Annotated in this window: 15 protein-coding genes; 13 read left to right on the top strand and 2 right to left on the bottom strand. The window is 71.6% G+C overall.

Features of this window, described 5'->3' with window-relative positions:
* The 8 genes from ACH4J0_RS08180 to ACH4J0_RS08145 form a co-directional block, all read left to right on the top strand.
* Positions 1-399: helix-turn-helix domain-containing protein (locus ACH4J0_RS08180; RefSeq protein WP_396237445.1), on the top strand; the 399-nt coding region annotated here is incomplete at its 5' end.
* A 90-nt stretch (positions 400-489) separates the two neighbouring features.
* Positions 490-1,536 (top strand): alpha/beta hydrolase, encoded by a 1,047-nt coding sequence (locus tag ACH4J0_RS08175; RefSeq protein ID WP_396237443.1) that lies wholly within the window; start codon positions 490-492, stop codon positions 1,534-1,536.
* A 473-nt stretch (positions 1,537-2,009) separates the two neighbouring features.
* The gene (locus ACH4J0_RS08170) at positions 2,010-2,969 is read left to right on the top strand and encodes a TauD/TfdA family dioxygenase (RefSeq protein WP_396237441.1); all 960 of its coding nucleotides are present in this window, start codon (positions 2,010-2,012) and stop codon (positions 2,967-2,969) included.
* A gap of 139 nt (positions 2,970-3,108) precedes the next feature.
* On the top strand, positions 3,109-4,458 hold the full coding sequence (locus ACH4J0_RS08165) for a sensor domain-containing protein (RefSeq protein WP_396237439.1): 1,350 nt from the start codon (positions 3,109-3,111) through the stop codon (positions 4,456-4,458).
* On the top strand, positions 4,434-5,099 hold the full coding sequence (locus ACH4J0_RS08160) for a response regulator (RefSeq protein ID WP_396237437.1): 666 nt from the start codon (positions 4,434-4,436) through the stop codon (positions 5,097-5,099). Before ACH4J0_RS08165 ends, ACH4J0_RS08160 begins: the two co-directional genes overlap by 25 nt.
* A 139-nt stretch (positions 5,100-5,238) precedes the next feature.
* Positions 5,239-6,825, top strand: coding sequence for a tryptophan halogenase family protein (locus ACH4J0_RS08155; RefSeq protein WP_396237435.1), 1,587 nt, complete (start codon positions 5,239-5,241; stop codon positions 6,823-6,825).
* Complete coding sequence (locus ACH4J0_RS08150; RefSeq protein ID WP_396237433.1) at positions 6,822-8,075, top strand: cation:proton antiporter; 1,254 nt, start codon at positions 6,822-6,824, stop codon at positions 8,073-8,075. The genes ACH4J0_RS08155 and ACH4J0_RS08150 overlap by 4 nt, the downstream gene beginning before the upstream one ends.
* A gap of 2 nt (positions 8,076-8,077) precedes the next feature.
* Entirely contained in the window at positions 8,078-8,623 is a 546-nt protein-coding gene (locus tag ACH4J0_RS08145) for a flavin reductase family protein (RefSeq protein ID WP_396237431.1), read from the top strand.
* 401 nt (positions 8,624-9,024) lie between these two features.
* On the opposite strand, the gene ACH4J0_RS08140 is transcribed toward ACH4J0_RS08145, so the two are convergent.
* The gene (locus ACH4J0_RS08140; protein ID WP_396237429.1) at positions 9,025-9,237 is read right to left on the bottom strand and encodes an MbtH family protein; all 213 of its coding nucleotides are present in this window, start codon (positions 9,235-9,237) and stop codon (positions 9,025-9,027) included.
* Positions 9,238-9,315: 78 nt separating this feature from the next.
* On the bottom strand, positions 9,316-10,170 hold the full coding sequence (locus ACH4J0_RS08135; protein ID WP_396237427.1) for an ArsR/SmtB family transcription factor: 855 nt from the start codon (positions 10,168-10,170) through the stop codon (positions 9,316-9,318).
* 691 nt (positions 10,171-10,861) lie between these two features.
* On the opposite strand from ACH4J0_RS08135, the gene ACH4J0_RS08130 reads away from it, so the two are divergent.
* The 5 genes from ACH4J0_RS08130 to ACH4J0_RS08110 all read left to right on the top strand — a co-directional run bounded on the left by ACH4J0_RS08130 (position 10,862) and on the right by ACH4J0_RS08110 (position 22,507).
* The gene (locus ACH4J0_RS08130) at positions 10,862-11,860 is read left to right on the top strand and encodes a methyltransferase (protein WP_396237502.1); all 999 of its coding nucleotides are present in this window, start codon (positions 10,862-10,864) and stop codon (positions 11,858-11,860) included.
* Between the two features lie 72 nt (positions 11,861-11,932).
* Positions 11,933-13,087 carry a tryptophan 2,3-dioxygenase family protein gene (locus ACH4J0_RS08125; RefSeq protein WP_396237425.1) on the top strand — a complete coding sequence of 385 codons (1,155 nt, stop codon included), beginning with the start codon at positions 11,933-11,935 and terminating at the stop codon, positions 13,085-13,087.
* 190 nt (positions 13,088-13,277) lie between these two features.
* Positions 13,278-14,036 carry an ABC transporter ATP-binding protein gene (locus ACH4J0_RS08120; protein ID WP_396237423.1) on the top strand — a complete coding sequence of 253 codons (759 nt, stop codon included), beginning with the start codon at positions 13,278-13,280 and terminating at the stop codon, positions 14,034-14,036.
* Positions 14,030-16,639 carry an ABC transporter permease gene (locus ACH4J0_RS08115; RefSeq protein ID WP_396237421.1) on the top strand — a complete coding sequence of 870 codons (2,610 nt, stop codon included), beginning with the start codon at positions 14,030-14,032 and terminating at the stop codon, positions 16,637-16,639. Before ACH4J0_RS08120 ends, ACH4J0_RS08115 begins: the two co-directional genes overlap by 7 nt.
* Before the next feature lie 270 nt (positions 16,640-16,909).
* Positions 16,910-22,507 carry an amino acid adenylation domain-containing protein gene (locus ACH4J0_RS08110; RefSeq protein WP_396237419.1) on the top strand — a complete coding sequence of 1,866 codons (5,598 nt, stop codon included), beginning with the start codon at positions 16,910-16,912 and terminating at the stop codon, positions 22,505-22,507.
* Positions 22,508-22,520 lie beyond the last annotated feature (13 nt).

Below are 22,520 nucleotides of genomic sequence, written 5' to 3'. Positions count from 1 at the left end.
ACCGACCTGCTCGAACGGGAGAACCCGGAGCATTCGACCGGCGCGACCGAGTTGATGGCGCGGATCCGCACCCACATCGAGCAGAACCTCGCCGATCCGGACCTCTCGCCCGAGTCGATCGCCCGGTCGCAGCACATCTCGGTGCGCTACCTGCACAAGCTCTTCCAGCAGGAGGGGGTGACCGTGGGCCAGTGGGTGCGGCAGCGACGGCTGGACGCCTGCCGCCGGGAGCTGGAGCGCCCGTCCCGTCGGCAGACCAGTGTCTCCGCCGTCGCGCACCGCTGGGGCTTCGTCAGTCACTCGCATTTCAGCCGGGCGTTCCGCGACGCCTTCGGCCTCTCGCCCCGCGAGTGGCAGGCCTACGCCACCCGGACCGAGGGCCGCAACACCGCTTCCTGATCCCTCCGTCCGGTGCCGTACCGAAAGGCCCGTCATGCCTCCCACCAGGCCCACCGCCGTGCTCGTCCCCGGGCGCGGGGACCGCAAGCGATGAGCGACGAGTCGGTCGACGAGGGAGCGGTCGAGGACATGCTCTCCGGGCGCTGCCCGTGCGACCCGGGCGGGAGCGGCTCGTGCGGCCGGCGCCCGGTGCTGGAGCGGGAACTCGCGGAGTTCCTGGACGGCGGAGCCGGCCGGGTTGCGCCGGAACCGCCGGACCTCGTGGTCCCCACCTCCGACGGCGGCCCGGCGGAGTACGAGGACGACGATCCGAACGGCACCGCGTCGGAGTGGTTCGCCCTGCCGTGCGGGCCGACCGGGAGGGTGCGGGTCCAGGTGACCAGGCCCGTCGGCGGCGCCGAGCCGAGTCCGGTGGTGCTGTTCCTCCCCGGTCTGGGCCGGTCGCTCGGGGACGCGGCCTGCTACGACCCGTTGATCCGGGACTTCGCGCTGGGCACCGACGCCGCCGTGGTCTCCGTGGAGTACGACCGGGCGCCCGCCGTGCGCTACCCGGTGGCCGTCGAGCAGTGCTACGCGGCGGCCCGCTGGATCCGTGCGCACGGTCGGGAGATCGGGCTGGAGGGACACCGGATCGCGGCCGTCGGCGACTCCACGGGAGCCAATCTGGTGGCGGCCCTGACCCTGCTGGCCCGGGAGCGCGGAGACGTACGGCTGGCGCACCAGGTGCTGCTGTGTCCGGTGACCGACGCGGACCTCGACACCGCCTCCTACCGCCGCTTCGCGACCGGGTACTTCCTGCACCGCGACCACATGCGCCGGTTCTGGGACGACTACCTGCCGGAGCCGCACCGGCGACGGGAGGCCGTCGCCGCGCCGCTGCGGGCGACCCTGGAACAGCTCGCCGGGCTCCCCCCGGCGCTGGTGGTCACCGCCGAGGCCGATGTGCTGCGCGACGAGGGTGAGGCCTACGCCGCCCGGCTGCGGCTGGCCGGCGTCCCGGTGGTGGCGACGCGCTACCAGGGGGTGCCGCACGGCTTCCTGCAGCTCGGCGCGCGCTTCCCCACCGGCACCGCCCGGGCCGCGCTGCTGCAGGTCGTCGACACCGTGCACATGGCGCTGCACCGCCGGTCCTGGTGAGGACGGGCGGTGCAGCGCCGGGAGGGGGGTGGGGCCCGGTGGGCTCTGGTCGGGCCGGTCAGCGGCGGGAGTGGATCTCCGCGACGTAGCCACCCGGGAACCGGACCATCCCCTGACCGGACTGGCCGCCGACTCCCGCCCCGCCGGTGGCAGCGCCCCGCGCCAGCGCAGGAAGATCCTCTCCGTCGCCACCATGCTCGCCGGCGCCGCGCCGGGAGCCGCCGCGGCACGGGGGCGCGACGGTATGCGCGCACAGATCAGCCCGGACGCCGTACGCAACGCCGTGGCACACCGTGATCGTCGGCATCTGACCGGCAGGGCGATGCGCGCCGGGGCCAATTTCACCCGTCGGTCAAAGACGTGGCCGTGCGACGGCGGGTTCGCGAGGCTCGACCGGGCACGGCCGTCGGCGACGGTCGCACGCCGCGGTACTGCGAGTCCCGCCGGCTGGCGGAAGCGGAAGGATGGTTTCTGTGAAAAGGCTTGTCATCGAACCCAACGAGCGTCGGCAGGTCGACTGGCTGGTCGACGAGGTGCTCGCCGAGTACGGCGAGTGGGATCCGGTCCAGTTCCTGCCGCACGCCAAGGCGGTGGCCGAGTCGCTGCCCATCCGGGTGCGCCAGTTCTTCCGGCGGGTCCAGTCGGACGAGACCGACGTGGCGGTGCTGTCGGGACTGCCGTTGAGGGAGGACCTCGAACCGACGCCGACCGGCTGGGACATGGCGGAGAAGCTCGGTGCCGGGGCCCGGGAGGAGATCGTGCTCACGCTGTGCAGCGCGGTGCTCGGCGAGCCCTTCGCCTGGGGTGACCAGCAGAACGGCCGCATCGTGCACGACGTCTGCCCGGCGCCCGGCAAGGAGCGCTCGGAGACCAGCGGCAGCAGCACGGCGCCGCTGTCGCTGCACACCGAGGACGCCTTCCACCAGTGCCGCTGCGACTACGTGGCGCTCTACTGCCTGCGCAACCCGGACCGGATCGGCACCACGGTGGTGCGGGCGGAGCGGCTCGACCTGCCGGAGCGGTTGTCCGCGATCCTCTCCGAGAAGCGGTTCCACCACCGCCCCGACCAGTCACACATCGGCCCGCAGGGGCACTCCAGCGGCGCGGTGGACGTGGACGCGATCCTGTTCGGGCCGCGCGAGTCGCGGTACCTGCGGATCGACTTCGACGACACCTGCGCCGCGGACGAGAACGACCGCGAGGCACGGGAGGCCATCGCCGAGCTGTACACGTACGTGGTCGACGCCCAGGAACGGGTGGCGCTGGAGCCCGGCGACGCGATCTTCCTCGACAACTACCGCGTGGTGCACGGGCGGGAGCCGTTCCGCCCGAGGTACGACGGTACGGACCGGTGGTTGAAGCGGGTCAACCTGATCCGGGACCTGCGCCGGGTGTTCACGGCGACCGAGTCCCGGTCGCGGGTCGTCGTCTGACCCACCGCGGCTACCAGGAACCGCCCGCAGCGGTCAACCAGGTTGACGCGGAGGGAAAGTAGGTCGCGGCGGTCTTGTGGGTCCGCGCCCGCCTGTGTTGGCTATGGCCCGTGGACCTCTGCACCGGTGTCACGCCGTGGTGACCTCGAATCCGAGCGCCGGCCGGTGGGCGCCCGCGAGCGCCTGCCCGTCCCCAGGCGCCCCGCTGGACTGCCGACAGGCACTGGCCCTCGGGCCGCGCCGGTTGCTGACCTCCGGCTGGCCGTGGCGGTCGCTCGGCTACCTGCTCTGCGGTGCGCTCGTCGTCTTCCTGGTCGTGGGCGCGGTGATGAACGGGCTGTTCTTCGTCGACAGCCTGCCCGACTACGCCCAGCTGCTGGTGGTGGTGCTCCTGGCCGCGGTGATCGGCATGCCGGTCGCCGCGGCCGAGCGCTTCCGGCTGCGGATGGTGGACACCGTCCCGGTCGGCAATCCCCACGTGGCCCCGGACGAGCCCGGGCTGAAGGCGTGGCTGTGGCTGCGCATCGGTGAGGCGGCGACCTGGCGCGAGTTCAGCTACGCGATCGCCCTGACGTTCGTGCTGCCGCTGATCGACTTCGGCGGAGTGGTGCTGGCGGCGAGCGTGGCCCTCCTGATCGCCGCCCCGTTCATGGAGCCCTTCGTCGACCTGGGCCCGCTGATCGTCTTCGGCCAGTGGCACGTCTCCACCCTGCTGGACCGGGTGCTGGTGGTGCTCCTAGGCCTCGCCCTGCTCCCGCCGACCGGCTACGCGGTGACCGTGCTGGCTGCGGTCCGGGCGTCCTTCGTCCGTCTGCTGCTGGCACCGCGGGAGTCCGAGATCGCCGCCCGGGTCCAGGAGCTGACCCGCTCGCGGATCCGTCTGGCGGACGCGTTCGAGGCCGAGCGCAAGCGGATCGAGCGCGACCTGCACGACGGCGCGCAGCAGCGGCTGGTCGGGCTGATCATGACGCTGGGCATCGTGGAGCACGGGCTGGAGGAGGAGCGCTCCGACCACGCGCGGTCGGTGGCCAAGGCCCGCAGGGAGGCCGAAGGAGTGCTGGCCGACCTGCGGGAGTTGATCCGCGGCATCCATCCCCAACTGCTGACCGACCGCGGTGTTCCGGCCGCGGTGGCCGAGGTCGCCGACCGGAGCCCGGTGCCGGTGCACGTCGACATCGCCATGGCGCAGCGCCTCGTGCCCGCCGTGGAGACGGTGGCGTACTTCGCGGTGAAGGAGGCGCTCACCAACGTGGTGAAGCACAGCCGCGCCGGCGCCGCGTGGGTGACCGGCTGCCGGGAGGGGGAGCGCCTGGTGCTTCGCGTCGGCGACGACGGCGTGGGCGGCGCCCGGTCCGAGGACGGCCGTGGGCTGCAGGGCCTCGCCGATCGCGTCGCCGTGGTGGGGGGCCGGCTCAAGTTGTTCAGCCCGCCCGGCGGACCAACCGAACTAGTCGTGGAGCTGCCGTGGCGAACGCCCGATTGCGCATAGTGCTCGCCGAGGACGCCGTCCTGCTGCGGGAAGGACTGGTCGAACTGCTGGAGCGGTTCGGGCACGAGACCGTGGCAGCGGTCGGCGACGCCCGCGAACTGATCGAGGCGGTCGAGGAGCACCGGCCGGACATCGTGGTGACCGATGTGCGGATGCCGCCGGACTACAACGACGACGGCCTGCGGTCGGCGATGGAACTACGCGACCGCTACCCGGAGTTGGCGGTCCTGGTGCTCACCCAGTACGCGGCGACGGCCTACGCCTGCGAGCTGCTGGAGTCCGGCGCGCACTCCCGCGGCGGCCTCGGCTACCTGCTCAAGGACCGGATCGGTGGGGTGGCCGAGTTCCTGGGCGCGATCGAGACCGTGGCCACGGGCGGCACGGTCATCGACCAGGAGGTGGTCCGGCAGCTGCTGCGGCGCCGGCAGTTGAACGAGCCGCTTGGGCTGCTCAGTTCGCGCGAGCGGGACGTGCTGGGGCTGATGGCCGAGGGACGGACGAACGCCGCCATCGCGGAGGCGCTGAACGTCAGCCAGCCCACGGTGGCCAAGAACATCGGCAGCATCTTCCTGAAACTCGGGCTGTCCGAGGGGGACGGCCACCGCCGGGTGCTGGCCGTGCTGACCTACCTGCGGTCCTGACCGGGCAACCCCGCTCCAGCCCCGTCCCCACCCGCTGACGGCCCAATTTCACCTGTCGGTCAAGGAGATGGCTGCGCGCCGACGGTTCCGAGAGGCTCTCGAACAGACAGCTTCGTCAGCAATCGACAAAGGGGCCTACATGGTTGACAGCGTGGTGATCGTCGGTGGCGGTACTGCGGGCTGGATGACGGCGACCTACCTGAAGGTGGCGTTCGGCGACCGGGTGGCGGTCACCCTGGTCGAGTCGAAGAACGTGCCGGCGATCGGCGTGGGCGAAGCCACCTTCAGCACCATCCGGCACTTCTTCAACTACCTTGGCGTGGACGAGCGCGAGTGGATGCCGGAGTGCCACGCCACCTACAAGCTGGCGGTCCGCTTCGAGGGATGGCGCGAGGACCCGGAGCACGTCTTCTACCACCCGTTCGAGCGCAACCGGGTCGTCGACGGCTTCGCCCTCACCGACTGGTGGGCGCACAAGAAGCCGACCGAGCGGTTCGACCGGGACTCCTTCCTGATCGCCTCGCTGTGCGACGCGGAGAGCTCGCCGCGTTACCTGGACGGCTCGCTGTTCGACAGCACCTTCGAGCGCGGTGAGGAGTACCGCACCACGCTGACCGAGCAGAACACCCAGTTCCCCTACGCGTACCACTTCGACGCGACACTGCTGTCCAAGTTCCTGACCCGCTTCGGCGTGGAGCGCGGGGTGAAGCACGTGCTCGACGACGTGGTGGACGTCGAGCTGAACGACCGGGGCGAGATCGACCACGTCCGCACCCGCGAGAACGGCGAGCTCCACGGCGACCTCTTCGTGGACTGCACGGGCTTCCGCAGCCTGCTGGTGAACCACGCGCTCAAGGAGCCGTTCATCTCGTTCCAGAAGCACCTGCCCAACGACAGCGCGGTGGCGCTGCGCGTGCCGGTGGACATGGCCGAGCACGGCATGCGCCCGGCCACCACCGCGACCGCCAAGGACGCGGGCTGGATCTGGACCATCCCGCTGTTCCAGCGGCTCGGCACCGGCTACGTGTACGCCAGCGAGTACAGCACCCCGGAGGAAGCCGAGCGCACGCTGCGCGAGTTCGTCGGCCCGGTGGCGGAGAACGCCACCGCCAACCACATCCGGATGCGGATCGGCCGCAGCGCCCGGGCGTGGGTGAAGAACTGCGTGGCGATCGGCCTGTCCAACGGGTTCGTGGAGCCGCTGGAGTCCACCGGCATCTTCATCATCCAGAACGGCATCGAGCAGTTGGTCAAGAACTTCCCGGTCGGCAACGAGGACACCGACTCGCACCTGCGGGAGGCCTACAACAAGCAGGCCGCGCACGTGATGGACGGGCTGCGCGAGTTCATGGTGCTGCACTGGTACGCCTCGGGCCGCGCCGACAACCAGTACTGGAAGGACACCAAGACCCGGGAGATCCCGGACGGGCTGGCCGAGCGCCTGGAGCAGTGGAAGGTCAAGCTGCCCGACCAGGACTCGATCTACCCGCACTACCACGGCTTCGAGTCGTACTCCTACCGCGCGATCATCCTCGGCTTGGGCGGGCTGCCGGTGCAGCCGCTGCCCGTGCTGGGCAAGCTCGACGGCGCCGCGGCGGACCGGGAGTTCCGGCTGGTCGCCGACCAGGCGGCGGCGCTGGTGGAGAAGCTGCCCAGCCAGTACGCGTACTTCGCCCACCTGCACGGCCTTCCGCCGGAGCGGCGCAAGGCGGGCTCGGCGCGATGAACGTCGCCGAGTTCGCCGCCGGGACCGGCCACGTGGTGCTCGCGCTGCTGGCCGTGCTCCTGGTCGCGTACGTCGGCCGCGCGATCAGCCGCCGGCTGGGGCAGCCCACCGTCATCGCGGAGATCGCCTTCGGGCTCGCGATCGGCCCCGTCCTGATCCTCCTCGGCGGCAAGCAGGCCCTGCTCCCCAAGGAGACGGTCGGCTGGCTGCGCGACATCGGGCACGTCGGGCTGGTGCTGTTCCTGATCGGGATCGCGCACGAGCTGCGCCGCACGACCGTACCGGCCCGGGGCCGGCTGATCGGCTGGACCACCGCGGGATCCCTGGTGATCCCGCTCGTGACCGGCTGCGTGTTCGCGGCGGCGGTGCTGGCGGATCCCGCGCTGCGCGGCACCGCGCCCACGTCGGCGCTCGTGCTGCTGCTCGCGGTCTCGCTGTCGGTGACCGCCGTGCCGGTTCTCGCCCGCATCCTGGAGGAGCAGAAGCTGTTCGACACCCCGGTCGGCAAGCTCTCGATGACGGTGTCGGTGATCATCGACGTGATCGCCTGGGTGCTGCTCGCGCTGGCGCTCGGCCTGGCCGCGGGCGGGACGGGCGGTGTGCCGCGGCTCCTCCTGGTGGTCGCCGCCGGGCTGCTGGTGATGTTCTGCCTCTCGCGGCTGCTGCGCACCACCGCCGTGACGGCGTTCCGGGACCGCTACGGCCGGCTCACGGTCGTGCTGATCGGGGCGGCCGGCCTGCTGGGTTCCTGGGCGTTCCAGGAGGAGGGGGTGACCGAGATCTTCGGTGCCCTGCTGGTCGGCCTCGCCATCCCGCCCGACGGCTGGCACGGCGCGGTGAGCACGGTCTCCCGGATCGGACAGCCGCTGGTGCCGGTGTTCTTCGTGGTCACCGGAGTCAACGTGTTCTCCGGGCAGTTCGACACGATGCCGTGGTTCGTGATCCTGCTCGCCCCGGTCCTCGGCGTCATCGGAAAGATGGGGGGCGGCTACCTCGGGGCCAGGCTCGGCGGTGCGCCGGCCTCCGACGCGATCCGCGTCGGAGTGCTGGTCAACACCCGGGGCCTGACCGAACTGGTGGTGCTCCAGGCCGGTTACAACGCCGGGATCCTCACCGCGCCGGTGTTCCTCGCGCTGGTGATCATGGCGCTGGTGACCACGGCGATGACCGGACCGTGCTACTCCCTGCTCGAACGAGGTGCGGCGCGCCGCTGGAGAGTGGCGGCCCTGGCAGTGGAAGGAGGCAAGTGACCATGGAGGACTCCGCAGTTGCGGGCGGCGTCGCAGGGGGCTCCGCCACGGTGACGGCGGTCGCTCCCGCACAGTTCCGCTCCCTGATGTCGACGTTCCCCAGCGGCGTGGCCATCGTGACCACGTCGGACCTCGACGGACGACCGTGGGGGATGACCTGTTCGTCGGTGTGCAGTGTCGCGGTGGAGCCGGCGACCCTGCTGGTGTGCCTCCGCGGGGGCAGCCCCACCCTGGCGGCGATGCTGCGCCGCTCCACCTTCGCGGTGAACCTGCTGCACGCCCACGCCAGGGCGGCGGCGGACCTGTTCGCCTCCGGAACCCCCCACCGGTTCGACCTGGCGCGCTGGTCGGCCGATCAGGAGGCGGCGGGCCCGCACCTGTCCGACGACGCCCACGCGGTCGCCGACTGCCGGATCAGCCGGACGGTCGACGTCGGCGACCACACCGTGGTGTTCGGCGAGGTGTACCGGGTGCGGAACCCGGTGGCGGCCGACCGGTCGCCGCTGCTCTACGGACTGCGGACGTACTCGTCCTGGTCCGTGGTCTGAACGACGGTCCGTGGTCCGGGCGTCCGGACCACGGATCGCTGGTCGACCGGGAGGCCGGTCCGTGCGGGTCATCGACGGCGATGACCGCGCACGGGCCGGCCTCCGCGTGTTCCCCGTGCCGTTGGGGAACGCACGACCGGTCGGTCGTACGGGGGTGACGACCGACCACCGGAGATCCGGCGTGGTGTGGTGTGGTTCCCAGTGAAGCACCGCACGGTGGGCTCGCGCTGTAGTCCTGGTTGTAGGAAACCGGTATCGCTAGGTATACCGGGCCCTGCCGCGCCCAGCAGATGTGCCCCCGGACCGGGGGCAGGACTCTTCCGAAGTCCTGCCCCCGCCCGTCCGGGGGCACTGTTCTGCGTCGCCGGGCTCGTGCGGCCCGTGGTCGGGGGAGTCCGGGACTACCGGCCCATGGCCTCCGCGAGGCTTCTCGGCCGCATGTCGGTCCAGTTCGCCTCGACGTAGTCGAGGGCCGCCTGCCGGTCGGTCTCCGGCAGGGCGACCGTCCAGCCCGCGGGCGTCTCGGCGAAGGACGGCCAGAGGGAGTGCTGGCCCTCGTCGTTGACCAGGACGAGGTAGGTGCCGTCAGGGTTCTCGAACGGGTTGGTGCTCATCGTCTTCCCTTCGTGGTTGTGGCCGGTCCACGAGCTCGACCGGCGGCTGCGTCAGGGCGTGCCGGGGTCGCGCAGCGCTCACGACGCCTTGGGGGCGTGCCGCTGCCGCAACAGCGCCACGCCCAGCGGCGTCAGCGAGTGCAGCGCCGTGTTGCGCTTGCGGGCCGTCGTCACCAGTCCCGCCTTGCGGAGCACCGTGGCGTGCTTGCTGGCGCCGGCCAGTGAGATGTTCAGCCGCTGGGAGAGCTCGCCCGTGGTGCAGCTCTCCGAGAGCATCTGGAGCGCGGCCGCGCGGGTGTGTCCGACCAGGGCGCTCAGCGCCTGCTCGCCACCCTCGTTCTGGCCCCAGAACTCGGTCTCGGCCGCCGCGTCCACGGGTACCGAGAAGATCAGGACAGGGACCCCGATCTCCTGGACGTCCTCCAGCACCATGCACGCCTTGCCGGCCAGGAACAGCGACGGGCACAGCACGAGACCGCGCCCGTCGAGGTACACGTCGCGGTCCGGTTCCCCTGCCACCTCCAGGACAGGAGGCTTCCAGTTCAGCTTCGGGTGGAGGTTGTCCAGCAGGGCGTGCATGCCGTTGGCGATGCCGATCCGGCCGCAGGCGTCGCGCACCGTGGCCATGTGGCTGCGCATCTGCCGCCAGTGCGGCAGCACGGCAACCTGGCAGAACTCGAAGACGGTCGCCCGTACGCGCTGACGGGTCCGTTCGTCGCCGATGAGGTCCTGGTTGCCGCCCGAGTGCAGCCTGAGCAGCGGCAGCAACTCGTGCACGTCGTACCGGTCGGCGAGCTGTTCGACTTCGGCGACCCGGGTGCCGAGCTGCTCCCGGACGCCTTTGCGCCATCCGTAGAAGGAGGCGCTGCCCTGCCGACCGAACTGTTTCAGCGCGAATGCGCCTTCGATGACAGGACCTAAACTTGCAATCATACTTAATTGAGCGAGATCGTCAACCGTGAAGTGGATTCTCAAGTCCCCGTCTCCCACACACGTCGTGCTGATGGGCCGGCACCTCGGCTCGTGAACCACGGCCCGTCGGGCTACGGCACGCGCCCGACGGCCGAAGTGTGTGCGGGGAACAACCCGCGACACCCCTGGTCACGTCCCAAGCCGATCCGAGCCGGCTCCCAAGCAGCGGCCCCAGTTGACCGCTACTTATCAAAACAATAGGCCGACGGTGGGGATTTCAGTACGTAATGATCATCACTCATCCTTGGCATTGACAGGGACCTACGGTGCACGTAGAGGGCAGTCACGGCGTCCAGTGGGCACTCATCCGTTCGTCCTGGCCGGGTGGCCACTCGGATGGTGAACCTCCGCTTGTGAGAGCGTAGATGACGTCACGTCAGGACTTGGCGAAGGCGACCGGCGGCGTTTGCACCGAAACCCCTGCTTTCCGCAGGAGTAAAACTCCTTTTACCAACCCGCCATTCGCGCAAGGGAATCGCATCGGCCCTGGTCGGGGCAGCGCCCGCGTCGGTCCTTGAATGACAAGGCAACTTCCTTGAGTGCGCTCGCGGCCCGCTCCTAGCCTCGTTCCGCGGAATCGAAAAGAACGGCGACGAATCGGCTCCTTCCGCGACTGTGTGACCGCCCACGGAGATGATGTGGAGATTCAGTGATGTTGCCCAGCGCGTTGGAAAAAGCGGTGTACGGCGTATATGCGACGAACGCGGTCCACCTGGCGGCCAAGCACGGTGTCTTCGGGTTCCTCGTCACCCGGGAGGCGCCCACCGGCAAGATCGCCAGCGAACTGGGGCTCGATGAGGAGACCCTCGACCGGGTGCTGGTCCTCCTCGACGCCTTCGGGGTCATCGAGCGGAACGAACACGGTGCGTACCGCGTCTCCGCGGAGATGGCGCCGTTCCTCGACCCCAGCAGCCCGCGTTCCGTCGGCGGCTTCCTCAGCCACGTGATGGGCAGCACCGTCGGCCGGCTGCCCCAGCTCGACGGCTACCTGACGGACGGGAAGGCGTCCGTCGACGCCGCCCTGCCCGCTCCGTTCGAGGTCATGTACAAGACTCCGAAGCTCACCGAGGAGTTCCTGGCCGCCATGTGGCAGCTCACCTACGACGTCTCCCGCGAACTGGTGCCGATGGCCGGGCTCGGGAACGTCCGGCACCTGGTGGACGTCGGCGGCGCGAGCGGCCCGTTCTGCGTGGCCGCGCTGGAGGCCACCCCCGGTCTGCGCGCCACGGTGTTCGAACTGCCCGAGGTAGCCCCGTACGTGGCCGACACGGTCGAACGGTTCGGCCTTCAGGGCAGGTTGGACTTCGCCGCAGGGGACTTCCACCGCGACGAGTTCCCGCCGACCGAGTGCGTCGCCTTCGGCTACATCCTCTCCGGCTGGACCGACGAGGCCGGCCTGGAGCTGCTGCGCAAGGCGCACCGCGCGTGCGCCCCCGGCGGCCGGGTCCTGATCATGGACCGCCTGTTCGACGACGACCGTCGCGGGCCGCTGCCCACCGCGGTGATGAACCTGTCGATGCACGTCGAGGCGAAGGGCCGGCACCGGACCGCGGCCGAGTACGTCGGCCTGCTGGAGAGCGCGGGCTTCGTCGACTGCGAGGTGCACCGGTCCACCCAGGACAAGCAGTTGGTCATCGGCCTCAAGAGGTGAGGACCGAGAAATGGAACGTCGTGCCGCGGGTCGGCGGCGACCCGCGGTCCTGAGCGCAGCCCTGGAGGGCAGATGGAAACCGCACCGGCGTCCCTGCAGTTTTCGGGACGATGCAACGAGATCGCCGAGCTCCAGCAGAAGGTGGGCCGACAGGCCCTGACCGACGGCGAACGCGAGCTGCTGGCCAAGCTCTACGAGGAGGCGTACGCCGAACAGACCGCCGCGAGCGAGGTGATGCGGCTGCTCACCCGGTCGTTCAGCCGGGAACCCATACCCCAGTACTACCGCTACGCCAACCTGCACGTCTACTCCTGGTTCCTCGACCTGCACCCGACCGAGCCGCTGGCCGGCGCCCTCCTGGCCATGGAGGCGACGCTGGCCGACCTGGAGGCGGTCGAGCGGCGCGCCGCTCCCGGGCTCACCGAGGCCGTGGACCACACCGAGGAGCGGTTACGCAGACTGGCCGCACTGCGCGAGCAGGTCGGCCGACTGCCGGTGGACACCGGCGGCACGACGGCGGCCGAGATCACCGCCCGGGTGCGCGACGACGAGCTGGCGCGCTGGCAGGCGTCCGTGCTGACCCGCTGCTCCGGCTTCCGCGCGTCGACCGACCACCACGAGCACATCTTCCTGCGCTCGGTTCAGGCCTGCGAGTTGGCCTTCTACCTGATCCGCTACCTCGCCGTGCGGGCGAGGATGTCGATCGGGCGCTCCGACAGCCAGGCGTACGCGCTGACGGCGCAGTTGGTCCGCTACGCGGAACTGCCCAACCACATCTTCCACGTACTGCAGACCCTTACTCCCGAGCTGTTCCTGACCTTCCGTGACGCGACCGGCGAGGCCAGCGCCGTCCAGTCGTTGAACTACCACCTGATGGAACTGGTGCTGTACGGGTACGACGCCCGCAAGGTCGAGGCGTACGCGAAGTTCGAGCATCTGCACGAGCTGACCGTGCCGCCGCTGCGTTCGGTGCGTCCGTTGCGCGACGCGGTGATGGAGGCGAGCGATCCGGGGCTGACCGAGGCGCTCGCCGAGGTCGAACGCACACTGCTGACCTGGCGCGGCAGGCACTACGGGTTCGGTCGGCGCTACCTGCCCGGGATGGCGGGGTCAGGCGGCACCGAGGGCGCCGGCTACCTGAAGCGGTTCGTCCACAAGGACAAACTGGTCCCGGAACCGATCACCACCGCGCCCGGGCTCGACCTGCTCGGATTCGCGTTCCGCTGAGGCCGCCGGTCAACAGCATTCTGACGGGAAATCCCGACCGGTGGCGAATGCTTCGGGCGTGGGTGCACCGACTACCCGGAAAGCGTCCGAGGAATGGCTTTTTCACCATGCCTCCACGGAATTCCTTTCGCTGGTCCCCGATTCCGAGACGGGTGGCGGGGCCCGGCGCGGCCTGGGTAGGCTCCCCGGCATGTCTCACTACGCGTCGCACACCACAACCGATGACTGGTCGATTCGCTTAGATGCGGTGTCCAAAGTGTACGGGTCGACGAGAAGTCCGGTGCAGGCGTTGGACGCAGTGAGCATCGAACTGCGGCGAGGCACCTTCACGGCCGTAATGGGACCTTCCGGTTCCGGTAAAAGCACCTTCCTCAATTGCGCGGCGGGGCTGGACCGTCCGACCTCGGGCTCGGTGTGGCTGGGCGACGTCGAACTGTCGCGCCTCGACGAGGTCCAGCTCACTGAGGTGCGCCGGGAGCGGATCGGCTTCATCTTCCAGGCCTACAACCTGCTGGGCTCGCTGACCGTGGAGGAGAACGTCACCCTGCCGCTGCGGCTCGCGGACCGCAGGACCGACGAGGCGTTCCTGCACGAGGTGCTCACCGCGGTCGGCCTCGGCGAGCACCGCAAGCGGCGGCCGAGCGAACTCTCCGGCGGCCAGCAGCAGCGGGTCGCGGTCGCCCGCGCGCTGATCACCCACCCCGACGCGGTGGTCGCGGACGAGCCGACCGGAGCGCTGGACTCCCGGTCCAGCAAGCAGGTCCTGGAACTGCTGCGGCACATCGTCGACTACATGGGGCAGACGGTGTTGATGGTCACCCACGACCCGGTCGCCGCCTCGTACGCCGACTCGGTCCTGTTCCTGGCCGACGGCCGGTTCGCGGGCGAGCTGCACCAGCCGACCCCGGAGCAGGTCGCGTCCCGCATGACGCACCTGGGGGAATGGTGATCCGCCGCATCCGCCGGCTGGTCCGCATCGTGGTGCCGCACCGCAAGGACCTGTCACTGGCGTGGAGCACGATCAAGGGACGCAAGGGCGGGTTCGCCGGCTCCTTCGTCGCGATCGCCGCGGGCTCGGCGGTGATCACCGCCTGCGGGATCCTCCTGATGTCCGGACTCAGCACCGGCGTGACCCCCGAACGTTACTCGGGCACCTCGGTCGTCCTCAGCGCGGAGCAGTCGTACTGGCTGGACGAGAGCTCCGAGGTCCGCTACAGCGAGCGCGTCACGCTGCCCGCCGACAAGGTCGCCGCCGTCGCCGCCGTACCCGGGGTGAAGTCCGCCGTCGGCGACGTGAACGTCCAGCTCAGCGTGATGGCCCCGAACGGCGACGCGGTGGGCGGCCCGGACGGCTTCCCGGTGTTCGGGCACGGCTGGTCGGGCGCGGCGCTCGGGCCGTTCGCGGTGGGCACGGGCCGTGCGCCCACCGCGGCCGACGAGGTGGTGCTCGACGCCGGACTCGCCTCGCGGGCCCACCTGTCGGCCGGCTCGACGGTACGGCTCGTGGTCGGGTCGATCGCGTCGTCCTACCACGTGGTGGGCGTCGCCGACCCGCCCGCAGGCGGGCTGGCCCGGCAGTCCGCGGTGTTCTTCACCGACGAGCAGGCCACCAAGCTGACGGGCCGTCCGGACCGGGTCGACGCCATCGGCGTGATGGGCGCGCCCGACACCACCCCCGACCAGCTGGCCAAGCGCATCACCTCCGCCGTGCCGGGCCTTGAGGCCCACACCGGCGCCGAACGCGGCGACGTGGAGTTCCTGGACGTGGGCGACGCCCGCAGCCTGGTGGTCGAGTCGTCGGCGTCCTTCGGCGGCACCATGGTGCTGATCGTGGTGTTCGTGGTGGCGAGCACCCTCGCGCTGTCGGTGCAGCAGCGCCGGCGCGAACTGGCCCTGCTGCGCGCCATCGGCGCGACGCCCCGGCAGATCCACTCGATGATCGGCGCCGAGATGACCCTGGTGTCGGGGGCGGGCGGGCTCGTCGGCGCGATCCCCGGCATCGTCCTCGCGTTCGTGATGCGCGAGGTGTTCATCCTGGCCGGCGCGATGCCCCCGGACTTCCGGATGGACGTCGGCCTGACGCCCGTGCTCGCCGCGCTGGTGCTGTGCATGGTCAGCGCCCGGCTCGGTGGCTGGATGGTCGCGCGCAGGGTCGCCAGGATCAGTCCGGTCGAGGCGCTCGGGGACGCCGCCATCGAGCCCAAGAAGCTCGGCCGGGTCCGGGTGGTCATCGGCCTCCTGCTGATCCCGCTGGGGCTGCTGCTGACCCTCAACAACGTGGCGGTGTCGGGGGATTCGGCCGCCGACACGGCGGCGAGCGCGGTCCTGCTGTTCGTGGTGGCGGTGGGCTGCATCGGACCGCTGCTGTTCCGGGGCGCCATCGCGCTGTTCGGGCGGAGCCTGAACAGTCAGGCCAAGGCGTACGGCTTCCTCGCCCAGGCCAACGCGCGGGCCAACTCGCGCCGGCTCAGCACGGCCGCCACCCCGCTGGCCATGGGCGTGACCCTGGCCGCCGTGCAGGTCTTCGGCGCCTCCACCACGCTCGCGGCCTCGCAGGACCAACTCGCCGACGGCATGCGGGCCGACCACGTGCTGACCGCCTCCTCGGGCGCCGGGGTGTCCCCGGAGGTCGTGGACGCCGTGCGCGCCCTGCCGGGGGTCGCGGTGGTGACGCCGGTGGCGCGGACGCAGGTGCTGCTGACCTTCCCGTCCGAGGACAGCACCGCGACCAAGGTCTACCCTGCCCAGGGCGTCACGCCCGACCGGCTCCCGGAGACCATGGACCTCGGGGTGATCGAGGGTGACACCGCGGAACTCAAGGGCGAGACGGTGGCGTTGAGTCGTGTGGTCGCGGAGACCGTCGGGGCCGAGCGCGGCAAGACGATCGACCTACGGCTCGGCGACGGCACGGAGATCAAGCCGACGGTGGTGGCGGTCTACGAACGGGGCCTGGGCTTCGGGGACGTCACCCTGCCCAACGACCTCGTGGTCGCCCACACCACCGGACGGACCGACGCCGCGGTGCTGGTCAGGTCCGCGGCCGGGACCGACCAGAAGGCACTGGCCGGCGCCCTGCACGGCGTCGCCGAGCGCTACCCGACGGTCAAGATTGGCTCCCAGGACGCGCTCGACGTCGCGCCCGGCTCCGGCGGCTCGGGCGACTGGGCGCTCAACCTGCTCTTCCAGACCGTGCTGCTGGGCTACATCGCCATCGCCGTGGTGAACACCCTCGTGATGTCGACGGCGGCGCGGGTCCGCGAGTTCGCCATGCTGCGGCTCATCGGAGCCAGCCGGGACCAGGTCCGCCGGATGATGAACGGCGAGGCTCGGATCGTGGTGTTCTCGGCGCTGCTGTTCGGTCTGTTGGCGACGGCCCCGCCGCTGATCGGCATCAGCCTCGGGCTGACCAGGTCGCCGGTCCCCAGCGTCTCCCCGCTCGGCCTCATCGCGATCGTGGCGATCACCGTCGCGCTCTCCTGGGGTTCGATCGCGACAGCCACCCGGTTCGCCATGCGGCCCGCGCCGGTCGACGCGATCGGCGGCCGCGAGTGAGCCGACCCGCGGGCGGCTGAGGCCGCCGCGCCACGCCGACGGCGCCGCCGGGCATCCGGCGGCGCCGTCGGCGTTCCGGGAACTCCCGTTCCGGCGTGATCGCCGCCGCTCCGTACGGGGGGCCGTCTCGGCGTCAAAATGCCTGCTGACCGGCCTGTTTCGCTCTTCCGTCAAGTGCGTAGCTGGGGCGTGACCCCCTGGGGAGACTTGGCGATCAGGTACGGCTTCCGCCGTGGAAGCGCTGCCCAAGACCGGAGAGGGAGGCCGCACGTGAGCCACGAAGGGTTCCCGGGAGCAGGACCGGCGTCGGACCCGGCCGTCGACCATGTGGTGACCCGCTTCCCCGTGGACCGTCCGCGACCGGAGACGCCCACCGGGGCAGTGGCGACGCACCGGTTCACGCTGGACGGCGCGCTCGAGTCGGGCCTGGAACGGCTCGCCGCACCGGTTGGCGGCACGCTGCTCGGCGCGCTGGCCGCCGTCGGCCAGGTGCTCGTGGCGGTCTACGCGGGAGAGGACGAGGTGACCGCGACCGTCCGCGGCCGGTCCGGGCAGGACGACGGCGCGGCGGTCCCGCTGCACGTGACCGTGGACGGCGCACTCCCGTTCGAGCACCTCCTCGGCGAGGTCTGCGGCACCGTGCGCGCCGCGCTGCCCGGTGAGTTCGCCGTCGCCGACGCCGTACTGCGCTTCGCCGAAGCGGACGGCGGGCTGGAGGTGTGCGTCGACCACGACCCCGGGGTGCTCGACCCGGCGACCGTCGAACGGCTCGCCGCGGCGTTCCGAACCCTGGTGGAGGGCGTGGTGGCCGGCCCGGGGCGGCCGCTGTCCGAACTGGGGCTGATGCCCGGGGACGAGCTGCGCCAGGTGCTCCTCGACTGGAACGACACCACCCGGGAGTTCCCCGCGCACCGCAGCCTGCCGGACGTCTTCGCCGAGCAGGCGCGGCTCGCCCCGGACCGGACGGCCGTGCTGTTCGGCGAGGACCGGCTCACGTACGCCGAGCTGAACGACCGGGCCAACCGGCTCGCCCACCGCCTGCTCGCCGAGGGCGTGACCGTCGAGTCGCGGGTCGGGATCCTGCTGGACCGGTCGGAGCACGCGGTCGTGTCCATCCTGGCCGTGCTGAAGGCCGGCGGCGTCTACGTGCCGCTGCACGCCGCCTACCCCGAGGACCGGGTCCGCCTCGTGCTGGCCGATGTCGGCGCCGAACTGCTGCTGACGGACCGGGCGACGGCCGCCAGGGCCACCGCGGCCGACCTGCCGGTGCTCGTGGTCGACGACCCGGCCACGACCGCCGGCCGGCCCGCCCACGACCCCGAGCGGGCTCCGGACTCCCGGCAGCTCGCGTACATCATGTTCACCTCCGGCTCCACCGGCATCCCGAAGGGCGTCGGGATCACCCACGCCGACGTGCTCGCCCTGGCCTGGGACCACCGGTGGCGCGAGGCGGCGCACCGGCGCATCCTGTTCCACTCCCCGCACGCCTTCGACGCCTCGACCTACGAGCTGTGGGTGCCGCTGCTGACCGGCGGCGAGATGGTCATCGCGACGCAGGAGCCGACGCCCGCCCTCGTCCGGGAGCTGATCACCCGGCACGGGGTGACGGCGGTGTTCCTCACCTCCGCGCTGCTGCGCCTGTTCGCCGAGGAGGCGCCCGACTGCTTCGCGGGCGCGGCGACCGTGATCACCGGCGGCGAGGCGCCGTCCCCGGAGGGGCTGGAGCGGGTGATCACCCACTGCCCCGGCACGGTGGTCGTCAACGCCTACGGCCCGACCGAGGCCACCACCTACACCAACTTCCAGGAGCTGTCCCTGGAGCAGGTGCGCTCGCGCGCGGTGCCGATCGGCGGGCCGGTCGACAACACCCGGCTGTACGTGCTCGACGCGTGGCTGCGCCCGGTTCCGGTCGGCGCGCCGGGCGAGCTGTACGTCGCGGGTGACGGCCTTGCACGCGGCTACTTCGGCCGGCCGTCGCTGACCGCCGAGCGGTTCGTGGCGGATCCCTTCGGCACGGGCGGACGGCTGTACCGCACCGGCGACGTCGTCCGCTGGCGAGCCGACGGGACGATGGACTACCTGCGCCGAGCCGACAACCAGGTCAAGATCCGCGGCTTCCGGATCGAGATCGGCGAGATCGAGGCGGCACTCACCGCGCTGGACGGCGTCACCGACGCCGCGGTCGTCGTGCACGAGACGCGCGGCACCCGGCACCTGGTCGCCTACGTGGTGTCGGAGGACGGCCAGGCCGCCGACCCGGCGCCCTGGCGCCAGGCGCTGTCCGCACGGCTGCCGGGCTACCAGGTGCCGTCCTGGTTCGTCCCGCTGGACGCGCTGCCCCTGTCGAACTCCGGCAAGGTCGATCGCCGCGCGTTGCCCGCGCCCGAACTCGACCTGCTGTCCAGCACGGAGCACGTCGCGCCGCGGACGGAGACCGAGCGGCTGCTGGCCGGGGTGTGGGCCGAGGTCTTCGGCGTCGATCGGGTCGGCGTGACCGACGACTTCTTCGAGGCCGGCGGAGACTCCGTCCTGGCCATCAAGGTGGTCACCCGGGCCCGGCCGCACGGGATCGGGCTGACCGCCAAGGACCTCTTCCTCACCCCGACCATCGCGGAACTGGCCGAGGTCGCGACCCGGCTGGACGGCGTGGCCGGTGACACCCCGGCGGACCGCCCGCTCGTCGAACTCACCGCGGCCGAGACCGAACTCCTCGCCGCGGGCGGCGCCGTCGAGGACGTCTACCCGCTGACCCCGATGCAGAGCGGGATGCTCTTCGACGCGCTGATGACCGGGGACACCGGCCTGCACCTGATCCAGTTCGACCTGGTGCTCGACCACGTCGGCGACCCCGAACTGCTCGGCCGGGCCTGGCAGTCGGTGGCGGACCGGCTGCCCATCCTGCGCACCGCCGTGGTCTGGACGGACGTCAGCCACCCGGTGCAGGTGGTGCGCGCCGCGGCCGTACTGCCCGTCACCCACCACGACTGGCGGGAGCTGGTGGAGGCCGAGCGCCGGGAGCGGTGGGACGCGCTGCGCGCCGCGGACCGGGCGGCCGGGGTGGACCTCGCCGCCGCACCGCTGGCCAGGGTCACGGTCATCCGACTCACCGACACCAGCGTCCGGGTGCTGTGGTCGATGCACCACATCGTGATGGACGGGTGGAGCGGCGCCGAACTGCTCACCGAGGTGGCCGCCGGCTACGCGCGGCTGCGCGACGGCGGGGGACCGCGGCCGCGGCCCAGGACGCCGTTCCGGGACTACCTGCGGTGGCTGGACCGGCAGGACCACGCGGAGGCGGAGTCCTACTGGCGCGGCGTGCTCGGCGACGTCTCCGCGCCGACCCGGCTGCCCTACGACCGCGCGGTCGCGCCGGACCACCGGCCGCGGACGACCGGGACGGTGGAGGTGGACATCGCCCCCGAGCTGGGCGCCCGGCTCGCGGAGACCGCCAAGCGGACCAAGCTGACCACCAGCACCCTCCTCCTGGGGGCGTGGGCGCTGCTGCTGTCGCGCTACGGCGGTGGCCGGGACGTCTGCTTCGGCGCCACGGTGTCCGGCCGGACACCGGAGCTGGCGGGCGTCGACTCGATCATCGGCATGCTGGTCAACACGCTGCCGGCCCGCGTGCACGTGGACCCCGACCAGGACCTGGTGTCCTGGCTGGCCGGGCTCCAGGCGGAGCAGGCCCGCGCCCGGGACTTCGAGACCGTGTCGCTGACCCAGGCCCAGTCGTGGAGCGGACTGTCCGCCGGGGACAACCTGTTCGACAGCATCATCGTCTTCGAGAACTTCCCGTTCGACGAGCGGGACTTCACCGCGCACGGCCTGGAACTGCGCCACTTCGACACCGAGGTGGGCTCGGGCGCCGCGCTCGGCGTCGTGGTGCTCCCCGGTGACCGGGTCACCGTGCGGCTGCACTTCGACCCGGCACTGTTCGAAACGGACACCGTGCGCCGGATGGCGGACCACCTGCGGACGCTCCTGGAGGCGTTCGCCGACGGCCCTGGGCGGACCGTCGGCGAGCTGCCGGCCCTCTCGCCCGCCGAGTACCGGAGGGTCACGGCGCAGGTGCCCGCCGGCCCCCGCGTCGAGCGCCGGATGCACGAACTGGTCGTCGAGCAGGCGCGGTTGCGCCCGGACGCCGTCGCGGTGGAGCTCGACGACCAGCGGCTGACCTACGGCGAGCTGAACGCGCGGGCGAACCGGTTGGCCCACCACCTCATCGAGCGGGGCGTCGGCAGCGACGTGCTGGTGGGCATCGCGGTCGAGCGGAGCCTGGACCTGTTCGTCGCCATCCTCGGCATCCTCAAGGCGGGCGGCGCGTACGTCCCGCTGGACCCGGACTATCCGGCGGAGCGGCTGGCCATCACGCTGGCCGAGACCCGCCCGCCGGTGGTGCTGGCCCACGAGCACAACATCGGCAGGTTCCCCGAGGCCGACGCGGAGCTGGTCTTCCTGGACCGGGACCGGGAGGCCGTCGCCAAGTACCCGGACACCGACCCCCAGGCGCCGGGCAGCCCCCGCGACCTCGCCTACGTCGTCTACACGTCGGGCTCGACCGGCCGGCCCAAGGGCGTCATGGTCGAGCACCGCTCGCTCCACAACACCGTGACCGCGGTGGTCGGACCGTACGGGCTCACGCCGGACAGCCGGGTGTTCCAGCTGTGCTCGATGAGCTTCGACACCGGGGTGCAGGACCTGTTCACCACCTGGGCGGCCGGCGGCACCATGGTGGTGGCGCCCCCTGACGTCGCGCGCAACGGTGCCTACCTGGTCCAGCACATGCTCGCGGGCAGGGTCACCACCGCATCCATCCCGATCAGCGTGCTGTCCTCGCTCGACCCGGACTCCCTGCCCGGCATGGACACCGTCCGGGTCGGCGGTGACGTGGTCGTGCCCGAGGTGGCCGAGGCGTGGGCCCGCGACCACCGGGTGATCAACAACTACGGGCCGACCGAGGCGGGCGTCACCGTGAGCCTCTTCGAGGTCGAGCAGTGCGCCGGCTACCGCAGCGTGCCGCTGGGCGCGCCGCTCGCCAACACCAGGGCGTACATCCTCGACGACAGGCTGTCCCCGGTGCCGATCGGCGTGCCCGGAGAGCTGTACGTCGGCGGTGTGGGCATCGCGCGCGGTTACGTCGAGAACCCGGCGAAGACCGCCGAGCGGTTCGTCGCCGACCCGTTCGGCCCGCCAGGCTCCCGGCTGTACCGGACCGGCGACGTGGTGCGGTGGCGCCCGGACGGCACTCTGGACTTCGTCGGGCGCACCGACCACCAGGTCAAGGTCCGCGGCTTCCGGGTGGAGCCCGGCGAGATCGAGAGCGTGCTGCTGCGGCACGACGCGGTGGCCGAGACCACCGTCTCGGTGTGGCCGGACGACAGGGGCAACAAGCGGTTGGTCGCCTACTTCGTGGCCCGGCCCGGTCGGCCGGCGCCGACCGCGGAGGAGCTGCGCGACCACCTCGGCGCCACCCTGCCCGACTACATGATCCCGACCGCGATCGTCCGGCTGAACCGGATGCCGCTCAACCACAACGGCAAGCTCGACCGCTCCGCGCTGCCCGCCCCGACCCGCCGGGACGGCGCCGGCACCGCGTACGTCGCCCCGAGCGACCCGACCGAGGAGGCGCTGGCCCGGATCTGGTCGGAGGTGCTGGGCATCGAGCGGGTCGGCGTCGAGGACGACTACTTCACCCTCGGCGGCGACTCCATCAACAGCCTGCGCATCGTCGCCAGGATGCGCAGCGCCTTCGTCGTCGAGGTGACCCCCCGGGACCTCTTCGAGGAGCCGACGATCGCCGCCCTGGCCGCGACCATCCGTGAGCGGATCCTGGCCCAGGTGCTGGGCAAAGCCGCCGTCCAGTCCTGAACGCGCCGGACCC

The organism is Kitasatospora sp. NPDC017646 (assembly GCF_044329365.1).
Taxonomy (GTDB): Bacteria; Actinomycetota; Actinomycetes; order Streptomycetales; family Streptomycetaceae; genus Kitasatospora.
Note: the sequence above shows the minus strand (reverse complement) of the source record. Positions and strands in the feature narration are given on the sequence as shown.